Here is a 19,573-nt window from a genome sequence, read left to right on the forward strand (position 1 = left end):
TTTGCTCAAAAAGTGGGTTTTATCATTCTTCCAATAAAAATCTTATTGATGCAAAGAACGTCCCTTAATTGCCTTATCAACTGCCTTTTTAGGTCCTCTTAATGCCACTCCGACCAAATTTAATTGATTCGCATCGTCAGCCAAAAAAACAGCTCTATTGTCCTCATCATTGCCTGTAGAAAACATGGCATGTACATAGGGAATTATCGCTAAATCTTGCTCAATTGCTTTGCGATGCGCTTTTTGCAGACCAGATAAATCTCCCTCAAATACCAAGATCGGCTGCCCTAACATGTTGCCATACTCATAGCCATTCGCATCGATATAAGGTTTACCCAACATTTCAGGTACAGCAGAGGCAATCCCCGTTGCCAAAAAAGCCGCCACATTTAATCTCTGCCACGTCGCAAGATCATTACGGACAATCAGCGCAATTTTTGTGTCAAACATAAACTTCTTTCCTGAATCATTTATTTTAGGCCGCTCATCATGACTCATTCAGATTTTTCTCGTCTTGTACGTTTGTGCAGGAGCCATCACAAACGTACAAGACCCTAAATTTACGAGTCACTATGCTGGGTTGTTTTGGTTTCAGTAGATACGTTATGGAAATCTTTTTTTATACCTTGAGTGTGATGTATAGCCCCGGTCCAGTAAATTTTATGGGACTAAACGCTGGGCTAACCGGGCAATTCAAAAGAACAATTTATTTTTTTATGGGTGTCGGTTGTGCAATGCTGATGTTATTCATGCTTTTTGGATATCTTGGGGCTGCAATCATTCCACAAAATGCCTTGCACTATATTGCGTTATTCGGTGCACTTTATACATTTTATCTTTCATACCAAATGTTAAAGTCAGATATCGATATGAGTAATGAGACCACTGAAGTTCAGGTGCTTTCGTTCTGGAATGGTTTTTGGATACAAGTTTTAAATCCCAAAGGAGTTTTAGTGATTTTGCCTGTTACAACCATTATGTACCCTACTGCACATATCATTGGCGTTCAAATCTTCTTAGTGTCATTGCTCATTTCACTGGGTGCAGCTGGCGCGCCCTGCCTTTACTCTTGGGCAGGTGCTGTGTTAGGTAAAAAAATTAAAAATAAAATCTGGTTTAATCGTATAAACCAAGCCATGGGATTGATGCTAATCGTTTCTGGCATATTTATGCTTTATGATTTTTTGAAAGGCATGAACCTATTTTAAGATAAAGTCTATGTCAGCCTAAACAGGCTGGCTTTTAAATAAGTTGCTTAAGAAGAGAGTTTATTGATCATCCGCCATCGGGCTGGGGTCAATCCAAATGCTTTTAGAAAATGACGTGTCATATGGCTTTGATCAAAAAATCCTGTAATTCGCTCCAGATTATTAGGGCTGCTATCGTTATTTTGAAAAATACCCCGTATATAACTCACTCAACCAAGTGACAAAAACTCGTACACGTGGCGAGAGCTGCCTGTGCTGCGGATATAGAGCAGAAACTGACATCTTAGGGATTTCCCATTCAGATAAAACCTCAACCAGTTGCCCGTCTTTTAACTCATTCGCCACATGGTAGCGCGGGACCTGAATTAAACCTGCTCCACGTAAAGCAGATAATACATAGTTTTCAGCATCATTTACTGCGAACCAGCTTTTCAAAAAATAATCTTGTTTTTTGCCATTCACCATCAATTCAAATGGATAATTCCGCCCGCCTGATGTCGAAAAGAAATTGACACAATAATGTGATAATAAATCTTCTGGTTGCTGTGGTGTTCCATGTTTATTTAAATAATCAGGACTTGCACAAATCACTTGCGGCATATCGACCAAATGTCTAGCAATTAAAGTGGAATCATCCAAACGTCCCGCTCTCACCACGCAGTCTATCCCTTCCCTAATCAGATCAACCAAGCGATCTCCTGTACTAATTACGAGTTCAATGTCGGGATACAACTCGTGAAATTGGTCGATATTGGGTAAAACAATTTTAGTCGCATGTGCACCGGATAAATCGACACGTAATAAACCACGGGGCTGTGCAACTACATTGCGTAAAGACGATTCGGCATCATCGAGTTCCGATAATATTTGTGTACAACGCTCATAAAATGCCTGCCCATCTAGTGATGGTCTTACATGCCGAGTCGTCCGCTCTAGCAAACGGCACTGTAAATTATTTTCTAACTCCTTAATGGCATTACTTGCTGTAGCGCGTGGGATATTCAGCTGATCGGCTGCCTGACTAAAACTACCCAACTCTACAATGCGGGTAAAAAGTTGCAAGGTATCAAATTTATCCATGGTGCTCGCTTTTAACCCTACCTATTATTAATTTATATGGAATTATCATATCCAATTCTGATAATTTATCCCATATTTCTATATTATTAAAATAAGCCATACCTACTCAAACAGGCAATCTAAAAATGAATATTTCAAGAAAAACAGCTCTGGTTACTGGTGCATCACGTGGTATTGGCCGTACTATCGCAGAACGTTTAGCCCAAAATGGTTTTTATGTGATTGTTAACTATGCTGGCAATAAAGTGCATGCCCACGCCACTGTAGAGCACATTATTGAGCAAGGTGGTCAAGCCTCAGCTATTCAAGCGGACGTTGCAAATGAACATGAGGTGAGCCGTTTGTTTCAAGAAGCAAAGGCCATTAACGGTCGAATAGATGTTGTAGTTCATAGTGCCGGTATTATGCCTATGGCAAAAATTACACCTGAAGGTCTGCCAGATTTCGATAAAGTAATTCATACCAATTTACGTGGCGCGTTTTTAATTTTGGCGCATGCGGCCGAAACAGTGCCAGATGGTGGCCGGATTATTGCGCTTTCAACCAGTGTAATTGCCAAATCTTTTCCGGCATATGGTCCTTATATTGCTTCAAAAGCAGGTGTCGAAGGTTTGGTACATGTGTTAGCAAATGAGTTACGTGGGCGCAATATCACTGTAAACGCCGTTGCACCCGGCCCGACAGGCACTGACCTTTTTTACAATGGAAAAACTGACGAGCAAGTAGCGGCTATTGCAAAACTTGCTCCATTGGAACGAATCGGAACACCTGACGAAATTGCTGACGTAGTTGCCATGCTAGCTGGTCCAGATGGACGTTGGGTAAATTCACAAGTCATTCGAGTAAATGGTGGATTTGCTTAATTTTTAAAACCGTGTGGATTATTTTAATTCTCACGGTTTTTACTAAATAATAAACTTTCTTAAATCTATTTTATTTTAATAACTTTATAAGATTAACTAATACTATTTTATATAAAATATTCACCGCTCTTATTTATCAAAATAATATATATAAATAGATATTCCTTATTTTTGCTTATATTTAAAACCGCGTAAATTGAACCTTAACAATCTGAATCAAAGATAAGGATATATTCAATGAACGCTAAATTAAATACTGAAACTCCACAAAGTTTTATCTCAAATGGTTCAAATACATCCTTTTCAGCCGAAGATATTCTTGCTAAAGCACAGCAATATGCACAAGAACACGAACTAAATTTTAGTGGCAGTTTATCACCTATTGACGCATGGCAGCTTGTACAACAAGGAGAAGCTGTTTTAGTTGATGTGCGTACCAATGAAGAACGTAAATTTGTGGGTTATGTTCCTGAAAGTATTCATGTGGCGTGGGCAACAGGCACATCATTTAACCGTAATCCACGCTTTTTAAAAGAACTTGAATCAAAAGTTGGCAAAGACAAAAACATTCTTTTGTTATGTCGTAGTGGCAACCGTTCAGCACAAGCAGCCGAAGCCGCATTTAATGCAGGTTTTGAGCACATTTATAACGTTCTTGAAGGCTTCGAAGGTGATCTAAATGATCAGCAACAGCGTAATCAGAAAAATGGCTGGCGCATCCACCAACTTCCTTGGCAACAAGACTAATACTTCAATCAATTTTCAGTGAATCAAGGAAAGCTTGTGACTCAATGGAACATTAATGCGGTTGTACAAGGTTTACAACAAGCAAGGCATGACTGGCGTCAGCAACAGCACAGAACAAAAGAATTTGGGGGCCGTGAACTTCCATCTAAAGAAGCTTTAAAGGCCATTTTAGATGACCTGTGCGGGATTTTATTTCCAATGCGTTTAGGCCCTGCCGACTTACGTCAGGAAACTGAAGATTCTTATATTGCCTATACCTTAAATCGGGTACTGACAGCCTTACATGCTCAAGTGCAACTGGCTTTGAATTATGAAGCAAAACGTCATTTGGGTCATTCAAGCCCAGTGCAGCAGCCACAAGAACTTGCTCAAACTATTGTGCAGGATTTTGCCAACACTTTGCCCTCTATACGACGTCTTTTAGACGGCGATGTACGTGCAGCCTATGAAGGCGATCCGGCAGCACATAGTGTAGATGAAGTATTACTCTGCTATCCGGGCATATTTGCGATTATTTATCACCGAATTGCGCATCAACTCTATGCCCAAGTGCCTTTATTGTCTCGCATTATTTCTGAGTTGGCTCACTCTGCTACGGGTATTGATATTCATCCGGGTGCGCAAATTGGCAAAGGATTTTTCATTGACCATGGTACGGGTGTGGTGATTGGTGAGACTTGTGTGATTGGGGAACGCGTTCGTATTTATCAGACCGTAACACTGGGGGCAAAACGCTTTGAAACCAATGATGATGGTGCTTTGAAAAAAGACTATACACGCCATCCAATTGTTGAAGATGACGTTGTGATCTATGCAGGTGCGACTATTTTAGGCCGTATTACGATTGGTCGAGGGTCTATTATTGGGGGGAATGTTTGGTTAACCCATAGTGTTGCAGCAGGTAGTCAGATTTTACAGTCTCCTAATGAGTCTTATCAAAAAAATCATATTGCCGGTTAAAAACTATAGATGTGAAATAAATAGATAAGGAGATAAATAAACAAAGAACGTGCAGATTAATAAAATGCTTATTTCTAGTTTAAATATATTTTTATTTAGAAAATAGATAACTCATTAATAAGCTCAGTATTTTAAAAATTTATAACGCGATTTTAATTTTAAAACCAGAACTAATTCTAGTTTATATGCATCCTAGAATTTTTATTTTCAAAAAGCCAATGTAATAAGGAAAAATGATTCATGGCGAAAAATACAGACAAAGCTCAACTTGCACTTGGGGACCACGCAGCCCGCCAACTGGCCAATGCAACCAAGACAGCTCCCCAACTTTCTACGATTACTCCCCGATGGCTGACTCATTTACTTCAATGGCTCCCTGTTGAAGCAGGTATTTATCGCCTAAACCGTGTAAATAATACCGATGATATTCAAGTCGCTTGTACACAACGTGATGAAGCAACTTTGCCACAAACTTTTGTTGATTATGACCCAGAGCCACGTGAATACTTTTTAAATGGTGTATCTACTGTTTTAGATGTGCATACACGTGTTGCCGACCTTTACAGCAGCCCACATGACCAAATTAAAGAACAGCTTCGCTTAACCATTGAAACCATTAAAGAACGTCAAGAAAGTGAGCTTATCAATAACCCTGAATACGGTTTACTAGCAAGTGTGACAGATGACCAACGTATTTCGACTTTAAATGGCCCACCAACTCCTGATGATCTTGATGATTTGCTACGTAAGGTCTGGAAAGAACCGGGATTTTTCCTAGCACACCCTGATGCGATTGCAGCATTTGGACGTGAATGTACACGCCGTGGTGTGCCGCCTCCAACGGTTAGTCTGTTTGGTTCGCAGTTCATTACATGGCGCGGAATTCCACTTATTCCATCAAATAAAATTCCTGTAGAAGATGGCAAAACTAAAATCTTGCTGCTTCGTGTTGGTGAAAAGCGTCAAGGGATTGTTGGTTTGTTCCAACCGGGCCTTGCGAGTGAACAGTCACCGGGGCTTTCAGTACGCTTTATGGGAATTAACCGTAACGCGATTGCCTCATATCTAATCTCGTTATATTGCTCACTTGCAGTATTAACAGACGATGCTTTGGCAGTGTTAGATGATGTGGAGGTGGACAAATATCATGACTACCCAGTTAACTACAAGTAATCTGCAAGGTAGTTCAACGGGGCCTGAAGTGACTGGTGCTAACCCACCAGCCAACTTCCCCGATGAGTCCACCATTGCTCGACTTGCTAATGAGTTTTTTTCAGCAGTGCCAAGCTCAAGCAGTTCTACTTCTCCATCGGGCCTTAACTTGGATTTACCTGTCGGAGCACCACCGCACCCACCACAACCGGGTGAACCATTTTCAGCACTCAGTGGTCGTGCGCCTAATATCGCCTTTCAGAAAAGTCTCAATCCGGAATATCCTGAGCATATTCCAAATTTGCCCGACTACCCTGAACGCCGAATTGTAGCGTCTGCGCCTGTGGTTGGTGGAGCTAATTTGCCACGCCCACCATTTGAACCACATTTGCCACAAGCTGCTGATAGTGAACCCAATGTGCCGCGCATTGAACCAAACTTACCCACTGGTGCAGGTGAATCACCTTATTATTTTTTAAATGATTTTTCTGCTCTAAATACAGCAGAGCCATCTGTTAAAGGTGTTGAAGATAATTATTCGGTTGCACAGTCTTTTCAATTGCCACATGGTGACCAGCTGAAATCATTGCTGACGGAAGATCGTTTTGCAACGAACACGCCCCCCCAAAGTTCGGCAAGCTCTGCATTTTACTTTTTAGACTTGCCTCAAAGTGGACAAAGTTATAGTCACTATCAGCCATCGCAACCCACTTTTGTAGCAAGTAGTGCTCAACCACTCGATGTACATGCTATACGTCGCGATTTCCCAATTTTACAGGAACGCGTCAATGGCCGCCCTCTAGTTTGGTTGGATAATGCAGCGACCACACAAAAACCACAGCGCGTGATTGATCGGATTGCTTATTTTTATCAGCATGAAAACTCAAATATTCACCGTGCTGCCCATGAGTTAGCGGCTCGTGCAACCGATGCCTATGAACATGCGAGAAATGTAGTTGCCCGATTTATTGGTGCACCCTCTTCTAAAGAAATTATCTTTGTTCGAGGAACAACCGAAGGGATTAACTTGATTGCAAAAACATGGGGCGAGCAAAATATTGGTGAAGGTGATGAAATTATCGTTTCTCACTTAGAACACCATGCCAATATTGTGCCTTGGTATCAACTCACTAAAAAAACTGGAGCGAAATTAAGAGTCATTCCTGTGGATGACACGGGCCAGATTATTTTAGAAGAGTTGCCAAAACTGATTAATGAGCGCACTAAACTGCTGTCGATTACTCAAGTTTCGAATGCTTTAGGAACAGTCACACCTGTTGCTGAAGTCATTAAAATTGCACATGCCAAAGGTGTACGCGTTTTAGTTGACGGTGCTCAATCTGTTTCGCACATCCCTACCGATGTACAAGCTCTTGATGCAGACTTTTTTGTGTTTTCTGGACATAAAGTATTTGGGCCAACGGGAATTGGGGCGGTCTATGCAAAACCAGAGTTGCTAGAAAGTATGCCTGTTTGGGAAGGCGGCGGTAACATGATTCAGGATGTGACCTTCGAACAGGTAGTTTACCAACCTGCACCCAACAAGTTTGAAGCCGGAACTGGCAACATTGCCGATGCTGTTGGTCTAGGTGCTGCACTTGAATATGTCGAAAGTCTAGGTATTCATAACATTGCTCGCTATGAACATGATCTACTCGAATATGGTCAAAATGCACTGAGCAATGTGTCAGGTTTACGCTTGATCGGAACCGCACATCACAAAGCCAGTGTTATGTCCTTTACTTTACAAGGCTATTCAACTGAACAAGTCGGTAAAGCTTTAAATCAACATGGCATTGCAGTACGTTCTGGCCACCACTGTGCACAGCCAATTTTACGTCGTTTTGGTGTAGAACAGACCGTGCGTCCGTCTTTAGCTTTTTATAATACGACTGAAGAAATTGATTTATTGGTGTCGGTGTTACATCAACTGACACGTAATAGGCGTAGCAACTAAATCTATTTTTAGACTAGAAAAGACTGCTTTTGAGCGGTCTTTTTTATGGATTATTTATTAAAACTACTTGAGCTCAAAAGTTATATATGAAGTAACAAGTCAAAGTAGCTATCACGGCGGGGTCTTATGATTTGAAATTTGATTCCTAGCTTAGCCTTCGGCTAGACTTACTTTGGTTTCGCCCAAAGTAAGCAAAAGCATTTTCATCTGCAAAACCTGTCCTCTTCTTATATCTAATCGATATATCGCAGAAACATAAACTATTTAATACCACGCAGGTTGCAGATGATTTTAGCTCGAATTAAGAGTCATCAATAGTTCGGACAACTCAAAGTAGTTATCACTGCGGAGTCTTGTTATTTTAAATTCGATTTCTGAATTAGCCTTCGGCTCGTGCTAAGAGTCATCTACAGCCTGTGCATAATTTATAAAAATAATATTTTTGCAACATTTCCTGATAGATGAAAACAGTGAACAGGTTCTGTAGATGACAAAGTTTTTTGGTTACTTTTTCCAAAAAAAGTAACAGAATTAACTACTTTATTATGACGTATAAACGGTAAGACTCCGTCGCGACAGTACTCCCACTTATAAAGAAAACTAACTTAAACAAACAATCCCCAAATCAATCTCAATGCAATGCCAATCAACAACAATCCCATTACCCTTTCAAAATAAACCCCAAACTCCAAAAATCTTTTACGTACAATAGGCTGTGCAAACAGTACACTCACCACCATAAACCAGATGGCATTGACCATACACATCCAGACCCCATAAAAAACCTGAACTTTCATTGGGGTAGTCGTACTTACAATCGTAGTGAAAATTGCCAGAAAAAAGATAGTAGCTTTTGGGTTCAATGCATTAGTAAGAAAACCCATTGTAAAAGCTTTAAATAAACTCGGCGTGTCACTGTCTGCTGAGCCATTAATCTCAATAGTGGTATTCGGCTGACTACGTAAACACTGCCATCCTAAATACACTAAGTAAGCTGCCCCCGCTGTTCTGATTAGTGACATGAGCCATTCACTTTGCTGAATCAAAAAGCCAATACCAACAAGTGTATAAAACACATGGACTGAAATCCCGACACCAATACCAATCGCAGTCAGACATCCAATTAAGTAGCCATAACGTACACTTTGCCTGACCGTAATCACAAAATCTGGTCCCGGTAAAATCACCGCCATAAAGTGAATAAGAGCTAGCGTTAAAAACTCATGTCCATACAACTGCCACATAACAATTTAGTTTCCTGAAAATCACAGAAAAGATTGTATTGCGATTTTCTAGACGCGATAATCCAATCAAAATCCAAATAACTTTTGCCTCATGAGCACAAATCAAAGTCTGGTTCTGTTAAATGAAATGGCGACTTTCGTTAAGGTTGTCGAGTCGGAAAGTTTTTCTGAAACGGCTCGCCAGCTTGGTACAACACCTTCTGCTGTTAGTCGTGCGATTGCTCGTTTAGAACGTGCTTTAGGCACCCGCTTACTCTATCGGACCACCCGGAAACTTCGTTTAAGTGAAAGTGGACAACAGGTCTATCAACGCTGTTTAGACATGGTGAATGCGGCACAAGCAGTCATGGAAAGTTCAGGTCAATTTCATGTCGAGCCAGAAGGTATTATTCGTATGAGTGTTCCGAAAGCTGTGGGACATTTTATGATTCATCCGCATTTACCCGAGTTTTTAGAACGCTACCCGAAAATTGATATACAAATGCTTTTAGAAGATCGCTATGTAGATCTCATTGATGATGGCATCGATTTAGCACTTCGAATTACAGAGCAACCACCGGGTGGCCTTATGGGTCGAAAGCTGATTGATATTGATCACTTGGTTTGTGCTACACCTGAATATTTAGCAAAACATGGCACACCGAACCATCCTCATGATTTAAAGCAGCATGAATGTATTTACTTAGGTGAACAAGTCAGTGACTCAAAATGGAAATTTCAGCAAGGAAATAAATCGATCAGTGTGGCTGTGCGTGGGCGTTATGCTGCAAATCATACGGGTGTGCGTTTGAGTGCCGCATTACAACATTTAGGTATTGCTAGCTTGCCTTACTTTGTTGCACGCCATGCTCTACAACAAGGTACCTTAGTTCAGGTTTTACCAGATTGGTATTTTAAAACCTATTATAGTGGCGGACTGTGGTTACTCTACCCACCGACACGGCATGTCCCACCTAAATTGAGTGTATTTATTCAATATTTGGCAGATAAATTAGCAGCAGAGCCGACTTTATTTAAGTTAAAGTAATATAAAGTCAAAGAATTAGCACGATGGAATCCAACCTTTTAACCTCTAAAGCAATCAGCTAATTCTGTTACTTTTTTTGAAAAAAGTAACCAAAAAACTTTCTCATCTACAGAACCTGACCACTGTTTACATCTATAAAAAATATTGCAAAAACATTATCTTTATAAATTATGGGCAGGCTGTAGATGAATCTTAGCTAGAGCAAAGACTATCTAGAGTTCTAATCGTTATTAGCACGATTATTCAACCAATAAATCTTTTGGATTAATCGTATCGCCATAGACTGGTTTTAACGTTTTTTCATAAGTCTGATGAATCACACCTTCTTTTGCCAGTTTCTCTAAATCTTGGTTCAACCAGTCCAGTAACTCTTTATCGCCTTTTTTCACTGCTGGTGCAATTAAGTCCTGCTCACCTAAATTAGTAATGCCAACAGTGTAATTTGGATTTTCTTTAGCCCAAGCTAAAACCAGCAAGTTATCATGGGCAAGCGCAGCACCACGTCCATCTTTTAAAGCATCAAAAGTTTCAGTGTTTTGTTCATACTTTTGTAGTTTAATTTCAGGATGAGTCTTGGTGAAGAATGAATCAGCCGTTGTACCTTTGTTTACCAACAAAGTTTTATCTTTAAGTTGAGCCACATCGGTAATGGGATGACTTTTTGGAGAAACAACCCCCAAAGCAACTTTTAAATAAGGCTTAGCAAAATCGACTACTTCTTTACGTTCTGGTGTAACTGTAAAGTTTGCAAAAATAATATCCACTTTATTGGCTTTTAAGTATTCGACACGGTTCGCCGCTTCAGTTAAAACAAACTCAACTTTGTTTTCATCACCCAACAAGTCTTTAGCGACATGCTTAGCAATTTCTACATCAAAGCCCTGATTTTTACCTTGAGCATCTAAATATCCAAACGGCGGTTTATCACTAAATACGCCAATTCGTACCACGCCATTCTTTTTGATCTGTTCAATACTCGACACAGTTTGTGTGGTATCTGCCGTTTTTTCAGTAGACTGAGTTCCTTTGTCACATGCAACTAAACCTAAACTCAGTAAAGACGCAGCTAAAATATGCTTCACGTTTTGAAATGTTAATGTTGTCATTATTTCACCCTATCGTTCTTGTAAAAGTCTTATTTAAAATCGCAGCGCCTACTTTTAAACACTGCTCTAGCGATATCGAAAATTATTGGCCTACATCTAAAAACACATTCGGATTGACCGAGTCACCGTAAATTGGTTTCAAGGTTTCATCATAAATTTTCTTAATTTCACCACTAGTTCTTAGCTGCTTAATTTCAGTATTAAGCCAATTCAATAATTGGGTATTGCCCTTTTTCACTGCTGGTGCAATAAACTCTTGATCACCAATAGACTGAATACCCGCCACATAACTTGGGTTCTTCGCGGCCCATGCCAAAGCATACGTACTATCTTGTGAAATTGCGTCACCACGACCGTCGGTTAAGGCTTTAAACGCATCCGAGTTTCTTTCAAACTTAAGTAAATTCACTTTCGGATAATGCTTGGTAAAGTAAGTATCCGAACTTGTGCCTTTATTTACAATTAAAGTTTTACCTTCTAATTGGGCAATGTCAGTAATTGGCTTGGCTTTAGGCGAGACAATACCAAACGCACCTTTTAAATAAGGCTCGGCAAAATCGACAACTTCTTTACGTTCAGGCGTTACTGTAAATGTCGCGAACACCACATCGGCACGATTTGATTTTAAAAACTCCACCCGATTTGAAGCTTCAGTCACAATAAACTCAACTTTCTTTTCATCACCGAGCAAGTCTTTGGTCACTCGTTTTGCTAAGGCCACATCAAAGCCCTGATTATTCCCCGCACTATCTACGTAACCAAACGGCGGATCATCAGCAAAAACAGCAACGCGTAGAACTCCATTTTTTTTGACTTGCTCTAAAGAATGGTCTTCTTGAGCATTACTTGCCTGTTCAGTGGATGGCGTTTTACTACATGCAGTTAACAACACCCCAACAACAGCAAGACTGCTTAATATTTTTATTGAATTACGTTTAAACATTCACTTCCTCATGATTCAAATAATAAAAATTTAGTAAGACAAAATATTTAAGAAGGCTTTCGCTCGTTCTGTTTTTGGCTGTTTAAAAAATTCTTCTGGTGAAGCCTGTTCAATAATCTTGCCCTTATCCATAAAAATAATGCGGTCGGCAACCTTGCGTGCAAAGGACATCTCATGTGTCACAATCAACATGGTCATGCCTTCATTCGCCAACTTAAGGACTACATCAAGTACTTCTCTCACCATTTCCGGATCAAGCGCAGCAGTAATTTCATCAAGTAAAATGACTTTAGGTTGCATAACTAGCGAACGCACAATAGCGATACGCTGTTTTTGTCCACCAGAAAGTTGTCGTGGATAATCAAGTTTTCGCTCAAACAATCCCACTCGCTTTAGCAACTCATCTGCGACTTGTTCTGCTTCATCGCGGTGGCGTTTTTGTACTTTGAGTGGTCCGAGCAAAATATTGTCAATGACGTTCATATGCCCAAATAGCTCATAGTTCTGAAAAACCATGCCAATTTTTTGACGAGCATTAGTCCAGTCCACATCTTTACCCAAAACACCTGAACCGGTTAAACGGATTTCACCACCCTGAATCGGTTCTAAGCCATTAATACAGCGTAATAAAGTACTTTTACCGCAGCCCGATGGGCCTAAAATAACAACCACCTCTCCTTGTTCTACATCCAGATCAATGCCCTGTAAAATATGACTTTGTGCAAATGATTTCTGTAATTGTTGTATCGATAACAAAGGCATAATTACTCCCAGACCTTTTCTAAGTGTGCCGCCAAACGCGATAAGGGGTAGCAAATCAGAAAATACAAAATAAAAATAAAGCCATAAATCCAAAGAGAAGCGCTCGGCACGGTCAACAGCGAATTTTCAATAATTTGCTGGCCAACTTTAATGACCTCAACCACACCGATCAGGACTGCCAAAGAGCTGGTTTTCACCATTCGAGTAAATAAGTTAATCGCGCCTGGTGTTACTCGTTTTAGACTTTGCGGAAAAATGACATACACCAAGGCTTGAACATGGGTAAGTCCAAGCGCATAGGCCGAATCACGTTGATGTTGATCAATCGAAGTAATCGCTGCACGAACCAAATCGCCCATTTCTGCCGTACCCCATAAAACAAATACAACAACACACACCCACATTGCGGAAAATTGCCAGTTAAACCATGTCGCAAAGCCGAAATAAAACACAAATAGCAAAACTAAAATTGGAATGATTCGAATGGCTTCTAAATACAGACGGCACAGCGCTTTAACGACTATGTTTTTAGAAGTCATAATGACGCCGAAAACTGTGCCAAAAATTGCAGAGAAAAACACCGAAATAAAAGCAATTTTTGCAGTTGCCCAAAGTCCCCACATTAAACGTTCGAGGTGACTCGCTTGAAATAGATAATCAAGTTCCATGGCTCACCTTCCGACTTCTGTGCTCCAGATAACTGGTTAAAATAGATACGGGCAATAAAATAATCAGATAAGCCATGATGAGTAAGAACAAAGCTTCGGTGGTTTTATAGTCCATGCCAATTAAGTCTTTGGTGACAAAAAGCAGTTCAACGACAGCAATAGCACTGACCACAGAACTTTCTTTAATTAGAAATAGGCAATTTGCCCCTATTGCCGGAATTGAAATAGCCAGTGCTTGAGGGAAAATGACATATCTAAAAATTTGAATCGGTTGTAGACCAATACTTTTTGCTGAGTCAATCTGCCCTTTGGCCACCGACTGCAAACCTGCTCGGAAAGCTTCGGCCATATAGCTTCCACCTAAGAAGGTCAGTCCGATCACACCACAAGCAAAACCATCAATTTTGATACCGAGTTTTGGCAAACCGTAATACAAAAAGAACAGTTGAATTAATAAAGGGGTATTTCGAGATAACTCAATATAGAACTGGGCAATTCTATTTAGCACCCGCACGCGATATGTGATTAAAATGCTGCAAATTAGCCCTACAATAATTGCCAAAATAATGCTGATAATTGAAATTTCCAGCGTGGTCAAAGTTGCAGAGAAGAATTGCGGCAACACACTATGGATATACTGCCAGTTCAAGGAAAATTCCAAAAAAATAATATTAAAACGCTATAAATATTTAGCTTTCATCAGCCATTAAATATTTGTGTAACAAGTTTATTTTTTTCCCAATTGGTCTAAAACTATTTTTATTAGATAAGCTTTTCTATAAGTTTGATAAATTCGATCTGGTAATCGAAAACCTTTAAAGCAGTTGAATACAACCGCTCAAAACATATTCACTAAAACAAAGATGAATAATAAAACCAATAAAAAATCGGACACCAAGGCCCGATTTTTATTAAATGATTTTCAATTTATTGCTTACTTTCTCAGTACATCGCCAATGCTTGGGTCTTTATCAAAAACCGATTTAGCATATGGGCAAAGCGGAATTACTTTTACGTCTTTTTCACGAACAAAAGCCACCAAAGCATCAAGTAATTGGCGACCTACGCCTTGTCCACGATAATTTTCATTCACATCTGTGGCATCAATAATCAGCATACCTTCGCCTGCCCATGTATAAGTCATTTCGCCTGCAACGGTTTCACCATCAAGTAAGCTAAAGCTGCCGTGTTTTGTATCATCTTTTTGTTGAATATTCACAATGAATTCCTCGTATTATGGCTCAAATTTATTTAAAAATGACTTTATATATCTTTATCTATAAGAACAAATTTAACTGTAAAAAAATAGCCTATTTTTAGCAGTGAGTCTGTATGCTTTTTAAATACAATCTTCACTTAAATTAGTAAAACTCTTGTACCAAGCTATTAATATGCGCCACCGCAGCAGTTCGGTTTTCAACGCAAAGTTTTTCAAAAACATGCTCTAAATGCTTGTTTACCGTCCGTGGGCTAAGCTCCAAGATTTCTGCAATATCTTTATTGGTTTTTCCTAACAACAACCAATGCATGACTTCTGCCTCACGTTGAGTCAACTGCGGGCAATATTTCAAAATATCAGCCATTTCCAAAGCTGGCGTAGATGTCTTGATCTGGATAAGATAATTTTTTGCTACGCTTGTTTCAGATTGCCACGGTGTAAGCAATAAAAGCTGTAATTGCTGAGATGGTGTTGAATAAGAACAGCTGGTTAATTTTTTGGGGTCTTTTTCATGTTCCAAATCTGAAAACCAAGCTTTTAAGCCTGCTTCAAAACCTTCTAATTCAGGTAAATATTGATTCAGTAAATCACTGGCTTTTTGAGTTTTCCAAACAATTTTACCGTGAACATCTAGTGCAAGAATGGCTGTTTCCGTCGCATCAATGACCTGTTTTTGTTGCTGCAATAGTTTGGCATGTGCCAAATGTGTTTTTACCCTTGCTAATACTTCTTCAATATTCAGAGGTTTGGTTACATAGTCCACCCCGCCAACCTGAAAACCACGCACAATATGCTCTGTCTCAGACAAACCTGTCATAAAAATGACGGGAATAAACTGCGTAATTGGACTCGTTTTAAGCTGTATACAACTTTCAAAACCATCCATATGTGGCATATTGCCATCGAGTAAAATCATATCCGGTAAGCATCGGTGTGCAATTTCAATTGCACTCAATCCATCGGTTGTGACAAGCACGCGGTAACCTGCCTGATCCAGACTTTCATGTAGCAAGCCTAAATTTTCCGGCACATCATCCACAATCAGAATAACAGCCTGCTCATTTGGCGAAGCTTGCTGAAAAGAAACATGTTGCGTACTCATTACTTATCCTGAATTAATCGTTGCGCGTGTTTTAAATCAAACTTTTGAATAGCCTGTTCAAGCTGTTCCCATAACTCATTATGCTCCGGAAAATTTTGACGGCATTGCATTAAAGTCTGTTGAATTCCTCGAATATAACCCTGTCCAATTAAATCATTTAACTGTTGCAAGCTTTGCGGTAAATCAAGCAGATCATTATTTTCTGGTCGTTGAATTGGTGTATGAACAGCAGCTTGCTCTTGCTTATATATATTTAAATCGAGTGCTTGAACTTCATTATTTTCAAGGAGTGTCTCTGATTTGGAATCAATCCACACCAAGCCCAACTTGTCTCCAATTTTACTCAGCAATAAATTGAGATCGATTGGTTTTAACATAAAGTCTTCACTTAAGACCGCATCTTGTGGATTGACTTCACGCTCGCCTGCATTGGCCGAAATAATTAAGATCGGCACATTGGTAATATTATTCTGACGTAACAAACGCGCAGTTTCCCACCCGCCCATCAAAGGCATATTTAAATCCATCAAAATCAGGTTCGGCTGAAAAATAGGTACACGTCTTAAACAATCAATGCCCGACTCGGCTTCTTCAATCATAAATCCCAAAGGTTTGAGAAAATTAGCAACTAATCCTCGGTCCACAGCTTCATTATCGACAACCAAAATTCGTTTACGCTCGCCTTGATAACCCGTAATTTGGTTGGAGTAGACATTAGAAATTGGATGGACTACTTCTTTTGAAGGTAAGTAAAACTTAATCTTAAATTGTGAACCATGATTGAGCTGACTAGTCACAGATAGCTGGCCACCAAGTAAATCGACTAATAATTTTACAATGGGTAGTCCGAGTCCTGTTCCGGTAAATCCGCCTTGAACCACATTACTACCCCGTTCAAACGGGTTAAATATTCGCTCTAAATCTGCTTCTGCAATACCACATCCTGTATCTTTAATTTCAAAATAAGCCGTCTGAAAACGGTACTCGACTTTTAAAGTAATTGTACCGCTCGTCGTAAATTTTAAAGCATTACCCAGTAAATTGATGAGTACTTGTTCTAAGCGTTTTTTGTCGGTACGCACATAGTGCGGTAGGTTCTCTCCAATTTCATAAACAAACTGTAAATTCTTCTGTTCAAACTGTGGTTGAAACATTTGAATAATCTGTTCAATAAAATTGGGGAAATGAACATCCACTACATTTAAAGAAATTTTACCTGTTTCAATTCGTGCTAAATCTAGTAAACCGTCAATGAGTGAAGTCAAATGCTGGCCACTACGGCTAATCACCCCGAGCGCCATTTTGCCTTGTTCCGAAAGCTGCTCTTGTTTTTGAAGCAATTGGCTATAGCCCAAAATACTATTTAGAGGCGTTCGTAATTCGTGGCTAATGCCAATGACATAACGGCTTTTTGCGTCATTTGCCCGCTCCGCTGCTATTCTGGCGTCTTGTAAGTCTTTTGAAGTGACTTCATGGGCAGCAATTTCATCAATCAATAATGTTGTTTGCTGATGCGTTTCGATTTCGGCATTACGTCGGCTTTCATCGTTTAGTACTAACCACCATGCTGCAACACTCATCAATAAAAATAAGATGGTGTAAATTTTTACAAACAGCATGAATAACTGCGGAACGGCTGCGGCATTAATGGTTTCTAAATAGGTTTTTTCTTGGATATAAACCAGACTTAAACTCACTGCCAAAACGATCGACAGCCCTAGAGTCAACAATAGATACAAACTGACCCTGCTATTTAAACGGCTAGCCCAACGTTCTGGTAAATAGTGCCAGATGGCTTTTTTGAGCTGAACTGACCAACGTGCATCGGGTTTACATAAATCGTGGCAGCGTGCTTCAAGTGAACAGCATAATGAGCAAATCGTACCGTTATAGGCTGGACAGCCCGCCATATCAGCGAGTTCATAGTCCCGTTCACACACCACACAGTTTGCAACCGAAGTTGCCTGAATTTTTTCAGGCTGACGTGCAATGTAATATTTGCCTTTGGTTAAGTAAGCAATGACAGGAACGCATAACATTGCGCTCCCTAGAGCAATAAAACTCGCCAATCCTTTTGCCATGAGTCCGAAAAAGCCCAAATAACTCAGCATAGATAACACTGAGGCAATCAGTAATGCGCCCACACCTACGGGGTTAATGTCATATAAATAAGCACGGCGAAATTCAATTCCCTTCGGGCTTAAACCTAAAGGCTTACAGATAATTAAATCGGCAACAACGGCGCCAATCCACGCCAAAGCGATATTGCTATATAGCCCCAAAATGCGTTCAACCGCATGGCTAATCCCCATTTCCATCAAAACGATAGCAATAAAAACATTAAAAAGAAGCCAGACAATTCGCCCCGGATGGCTATGAGTCAAGCGAGCAAAAAAGTTGGACCATGCCAATGAGCCAGCGTAGGCATTGGTCATATTAATTTTAATTTGTGCCAAGCAAACCAGTGCCAGAGTTAAGATTAGAGCAAGCTGAGGGTTTGGAATAAATTGTTGATAGGCGACCCAATATAGATAAGTCGGATTGTCTAGTTCAGAGACAGGAATAAACAACTGAAAAGCCAACACCATCAGCAGCATGCCCATCAAAACTTTTAGAAATCCGAAAATAATCCAAGATGGACCACCTAAAAAAACAGCAAAACGCCATGCAGTTCTATTCTTTTCTTGTTGGGGTAAAAAACGTAAATAGTCGGCTTGCTCACCAATTTGGATCACAAATGAAAAAATAAGAGTGCACGCCGCACCAAAGTAATACAGATTAAAATCGGTCGATTTTGAAACCGCACCAACAAAATGCAGGCTACTACTTAAAATTTGTGGTTGTTTCCAAAGTACAAAAAACCACGGCAATAACAGCAACAAGAGCCAGATTGGCTGAGTGATTGCCTGAACTTTATTAATAAAACCAATGCCTTTGACCACTAAAGGCAAAATCACTAAGGCAGAAATTAAATAACCAATAACTTGCGGAATGCCTAAAGCCAGCTCAAGTGCCATTGCCATAATTGCGGCTTCAAACGCAAGCAAAATAAAGGTAAAGCTGGCATAAATTAGAGATGTAATGGTCGAGCCAATGTAGCCAAAACCTGCACCACGAGTAAGCAAATCGACGTCTACATTATATTTTGCAGCGTAGTAACTAATGGGCCAACTGGTTAAGAATATGATGGTACATACGACAATTGCTGCCCAGACTGCATTGCTAAAGCCATACTGCCAAAGCATAGTCGCCCCAATGGCTTCCATAGCCAAAAAGCTAACGGTCGAAATTGCAGTATTGGTTACCGTCCAAGGCGACCATTTTCTTACTGAGGTGGGTGCGTAGCGAAGCGCATAATCTTCGATACTTTCATCTGCCACCCAAATATTATATTCACGGCGTGTTTTGATCACACGTTGTGGCGCTTGTTGGGGGCGTGAAGAATCTGGCATAACACTCATGTTTGGCATGTGGCTGCATTAAACCCAGCAATCCTTATGCCAAAAGTCATTTATCATGGCGATTTTTTCTAATA

20 protein-coding genes and 2 pseudogenes are annotated in these 19,573 nt (G+C 40.0%); 9 read left to right on the forward strand and 13 right to left on the reverse strand.

Going from position 1 to position 19,573, the window contains the following annotated elements:
• Positions 1-42: 42 nt before the first annotated feature.
• Positions 43-450 (reverse strand): DUF2000 domain-containing protein, encoded by a 408-nt coding sequence (locus tag SOI76_RS10735; protein ID WP_104080523.1) that lies wholly within the window; start codon positions 448-450, stop codon positions 43-45.
• A gap of 155 nt (positions 451-605) precedes the next feature.
• Between SOI76_RS10735 and SOI76_RS10740 the strand changes: the two genes are divergently transcribed.
• Entirely contained in the window at positions 606-1,208 is a 603-nt protein-coding gene (locus SOI76_RS10740; RefSeq protein WP_104080524.1) for a LysE family translocator, read from the forward strand.
• Positions 1,209-1,255: 47 nt separating this feature from the next.
• On the opposite strand, the pseudogene SOI76_RS10745 reads toward SOI76_RS10740, so the two are convergent.
• Together SOI76_RS10745 and SOI76_RS10750 are read right to left on the reverse strand one after the other, a co-directional pair.
• A pseudogene (locus SOI76_RS10745) lies at positions 1,256-1,357 on the reverse strand (AraC family transcriptional regulator); the annotation flags it as partial.
• A 28-nt stretch (positions 1,358-1,385) separates the two neighbouring features.
• Positions 1,386-2,288 (reverse strand): LysR family transcriptional regulator, encoded by a 903-nt coding sequence (locus SOI76_RS10750; protein ID WP_104080525.1) that lies wholly within the window; start codon positions 2,286-2,288, stop codon positions 1,386-1,388.
• 125 nt (positions 2,289-2,413) lie between these two features.
• Here SOI76_RS10750 and SOI76_RS10755 point away from each other — a divergent pair, with 125 nt between their 5' ends.
• The 5 genes from SOI76_RS10755 to SOI76_RS10775 all read left to right on the forward strand — a co-directional run bounded on the left by SOI76_RS10755 (position 2,414) and on the right by SOI76_RS10775 (position 7,967).
• Positions 2,414-3,151 (forward strand): SDR family oxidoreductase, encoded by a 738-nt coding sequence (locus tag SOI76_RS10755; protein WP_104080526.1) that lies wholly within the window; start codon positions 2,414-2,416, stop codon positions 3,149-3,151.
• A 237-nt stretch (positions 3,152-3,388) separates the two neighbouring features.
• Positions 3,389-3,898 (forward strand): rhodanese-like domain-containing protein, encoded by a 510-nt coding sequence (locus SOI76_RS10760; protein ID WP_104080527.1) that lies wholly within the window; start codon positions 3,389-3,391, stop codon positions 3,896-3,898.
• Between the two features lie 18 nt (positions 3,899-3,916).
• Positions 3,917-4,858, forward strand: coding sequence for a serine O-acetyltransferase EpsC (gene epsC / locus SOI76_RS10765; RefSeq protein WP_104080528.1), 942 nt, complete (start codon positions 3,917-3,919; stop codon positions 4,856-4,858).
• A gap of 240 nt (positions 4,859-5,098) precedes the next feature.
• Positions 5,099-6,031: a family 2A encapsulin nanocompartment shell protein gene (locus SOI76_RS10770; protein WP_104080529.1), complete on the forward strand. Its 933-nt coding sequence runs from the start codon at positions 5,099-5,101 to the stop codon at positions 6,029-6,031.
• On the forward strand, positions 6,006-7,967 hold the full coding sequence (locus SOI76_RS10775) for a family 2A encapsulin nanocompartment cargo protein cysteine desulfurase (protein WP_104080530.1): 1,962 nt from the start codon (positions 6,006-6,008) through the stop codon (positions 7,965-7,967). Before SOI76_RS10770 ends, SOI76_RS10775 begins: the two co-directional genes overlap by 26 nt.
• A 396-nt stretch (positions 7,968-8,363) precedes the next feature.
• On the opposite strand, the pseudogene SOI76_RS10780 reads toward SOI76_RS10775, so the two are convergent.
• Positions 8,364-8,484 (reverse strand): annotated as a pseudogene (locus SOI76_RS10780) (hypothetical protein).
• A gap of 88 nt (positions 8,485-8,572) precedes the next feature.
• Positions 8,573-9,211, reverse strand: coding sequence for a LysE family translocator (locus tag SOI76_RS10785; protein ID WP_104080531.1), 639 nt, complete (start codon positions 9,209-9,211; stop codon positions 8,573-8,575).
• A 91-nt stretch (positions 9,212-9,302) separates the two neighbouring features.
• Between SOI76_RS10785 and SOI76_RS10790 the strand changes: the two genes are divergently transcribed.
• The gene (locus SOI76_RS10790; RefSeq protein ID WP_104080532.1) at positions 9,303-10,238 is read left to right on the forward strand and encodes a LysR family transcriptional regulator; all 936 of its coding nucleotides are present in this window, start codon (positions 9,303-9,305) and stop codon (positions 10,236-10,238) included.
• Positions 10,239-10,314: 76 nt separating this feature from the next.
• A complete protein-coding gene (locus SOI76_RS10795; RefSeq protein ID WP_002114211.1) occupies positions 10,315-10,434 on the forward strand; it encodes a hypothetical protein in 120 nt (39 codons plus the stop codon).
• A gap of 43 nt (positions 10,435-10,477) precedes the next feature.
• Here the strand turns inward: SOI76_RS10795 and SOI76_RS10800 are convergent, their stop codons facing one another.
• The 5 genes from SOI76_RS10800 to artM form a co-directional block, all read right to left on the reverse strand.
• Positions 10,478-11,344, reverse strand: a complete 867-nt coding sequence (locus SOI76_RS10800) for a cysteine ABC transporter substrate-binding protein (RefSeq protein WP_104080533.1) — start codon at positions 11,342-11,344, stop codon at positions 10,478-10,480.
• 82 nt (positions 11,345-11,426) lie between these two features.
• Positions 11,427-12,287 (reverse strand): transporter substrate-binding domain-containing protein, encoded by an 861-nt coding sequence (locus tag SOI76_RS10805; protein ID WP_104080534.1) that lies wholly within the window; start codon positions 12,285-12,287, stop codon positions 11,427-11,429.
• 30 nt (positions 12,288-12,317) lie between these two features.
• Positions 12,318-13,049: an amino acid ABC transporter ATP-binding protein gene (gene glnQ, locus SOI76_RS10810; protein WP_104080535.1), complete on the reverse strand. Its 732-nt coding sequence runs from the start codon at positions 13,047-13,049 to the stop codon at positions 12,318-12,320.
• Positions 13,050-13,051: 2 nt separating this feature from the next.
• On the reverse strand, positions 13,052-13,717 hold the full coding sequence (gene yckA, locus SOI76_RS10815; RefSeq protein ID WP_000418067.1) for an amino acid ABC transporter permease: 666 nt from the start codon (positions 13,715-13,717) through the stop codon (positions 13,052-13,054).
• Entirely contained in the window at positions 13,707-14,366 is a 660-nt protein-coding gene (gene artM / locus SOI76_RS10820; RefSeq protein ID WP_205668471.1) for an amino acid ABC transporter permease, read from the reverse strand. Before artM ends, yckA begins: the two co-directional genes overlap by 11 nt.
• 65 nt (positions 14,367-14,431) lie before the next feature.
• Between artM and SOI76_RS10825 the strand changes: the two genes are divergently transcribed.
• Complete coding sequence (locus SOI76_RS10825; protein WP_104080536.1) at positions 14,432-14,536, forward strand: hypothetical protein; 105 nt, start codon at positions 14,432-14,434, stop codon at positions 14,534-14,536.
• A gap of 115 nt (positions 14,537-14,651) precedes the next feature.
• Here the strand turns inward: SOI76_RS10825 and SOI76_RS10830 are convergent, their stop codons facing one another.
• The 3 genes from SOI76_RS10830 to SOI76_RS10840 form a co-directional block, all read right to left on the reverse strand.
• Entirely contained in the window at positions 14,652-14,936 is a 285-nt protein-coding gene (locus SOI76_RS10830) for a GNAT family N-acetyltransferase (RefSeq protein ID WP_004642449.1), read from the reverse strand.
• Between the two features lie 142 nt (positions 14,937-15,078).
• The gene (locus SOI76_RS10835; RefSeq protein ID WP_104080537.1) at positions 15,079-16,038 is read right to left on the reverse strand and encodes a response regulator transcription factor; all 960 of its coding nucleotides are present in this window, start codon (positions 16,036-16,038) and stop codon (positions 15,079-15,081) included.
• Positions 16,038-19,499 (reverse strand): ATP-binding protein, encoded by a 3,462-nt coding sequence (locus SOI76_RS10840; RefSeq protein WP_104080600.1) that lies wholly within the window; start codon positions 19,497-19,499, stop codon positions 16,038-16,040. Before SOI76_RS10840 ends, SOI76_RS10835 begins: the two co-directional genes overlap by 1 nt.
• Between the last annotated feature and the right edge of the window lie 74 nt (positions 19,500-19,573).

This window comes from Acinetobacter pittii, assembly GCF_034064985.1.
Taxonomy (GTDB): domain Bacteria; phylum Pseudomonadota; class Gammaproteobacteria; order Pseudomonadales; family Moraxellaceae; genus Acinetobacter; species Acinetobacter pittii_H.

Excerpts from the sequence above, each read along its gene's own strand:
- SOI76_RS10735 (WP_104080523.1), bottom strand. The coding sequence starts at position 450 with ATGTTTGACACAAAAATTGCGCTGATTGTCCGTAATGATCTTGCGACG.
- SOI76_RS10740 (WP_104080524.1), top strand. The coding sequence starts at position 606 with ATGGAAATCTTTTTTTATACCTTGAGTGTGATGTATAGCCCCGGTCCA.
- SOI76_RS10750 (WP_104080525.1), bottom strand. The coding sequence starts at position 2,288 with ATGGATAAATTTGATACCTTGCAACTTTTTACCCGCATTGTAGAGTTG.
- SOI76_RS10755 (WP_104080526.1), top strand. The coding sequence starts at position 2,414 with ATGAATATTTCAAGAAAAACAGCTCTGGTTACTGGTGCATCACGTGGT.
- SOI76_RS10760 (WP_104080527.1), top strand. The coding sequence starts at position 3,389 with ATGAACGCTAAATTAAATACTGAAACTCCACAAAGTTTTATCTCAAAT.
- SOI76_RS10770 (WP_104080529.1), top strand. The coding sequence starts at position 5,099 with ATGGCGAAAAATACAGACAAAGCTCAACTTGCACTTGGGGACCACGCA.
- SOI76_RS10775 (WP_104080530.1), top strand. The coding sequence starts at position 6,006 with ATGACTACCCAGTTAACTACAAGTAATCTGCAAGGTAGTTCAACGGGG.
- SOI76_RS10785 (WP_104080531.1), bottom strand. The coding sequence starts at position 9,211 with ATGTGGCAGTTGTATGGACATGAGTTTTTAACGCTAGCTCTTATTCAC.
- SOI76_RS10790 (WP_104080532.1), top strand. The coding sequence starts at position 9,303 with ATGAGCACAAATCAAAGTCTGGTTCTGTTAAATGAAATGGCGACTTTC.
- SOI76_RS10800 (WP_104080533.1), bottom strand. The coding sequence starts at position 11,344 with ATGACAACATTAACATTTCAAAACGTGAAGCATATTTTAGCTGCGTCT.
- SOI76_RS10805 (WP_104080534.1), bottom strand. The coding sequence starts at position 12,287 with ATGTTTAAACGTAATTCAATAAAAATATTAAGCAGTCTTGCTGTTGTT.
- glnQ (WP_104080535.1), bottom strand. The coding sequence starts at position 13,049 with ATGCCTTTGTTATCGATACAACAATTACAGAAATCATTTGCACAAAGT.
- yckA (WP_000418067.1), bottom strand. The coding sequence starts at position 13,717 with ATGGAACTTGATTATCTATTTCAAGCGAGTCACCTCGAACGTTTAATG.
- SOI76_RS10835 (WP_104080537.1), bottom strand. The coding sequence starts at position 16,038 with ATGAGTACGCAACATGTTTCTTTTCAGCAAGCTTCGCCAAATGAGCAG.
- SOI76_RS10840 (WP_104080600.1), bottom strand. The coding sequence starts at position 19,499 with ATGAGTGTTATGCCAGATTCTTCACGCCCCCAACAAGCGCCACAACGT.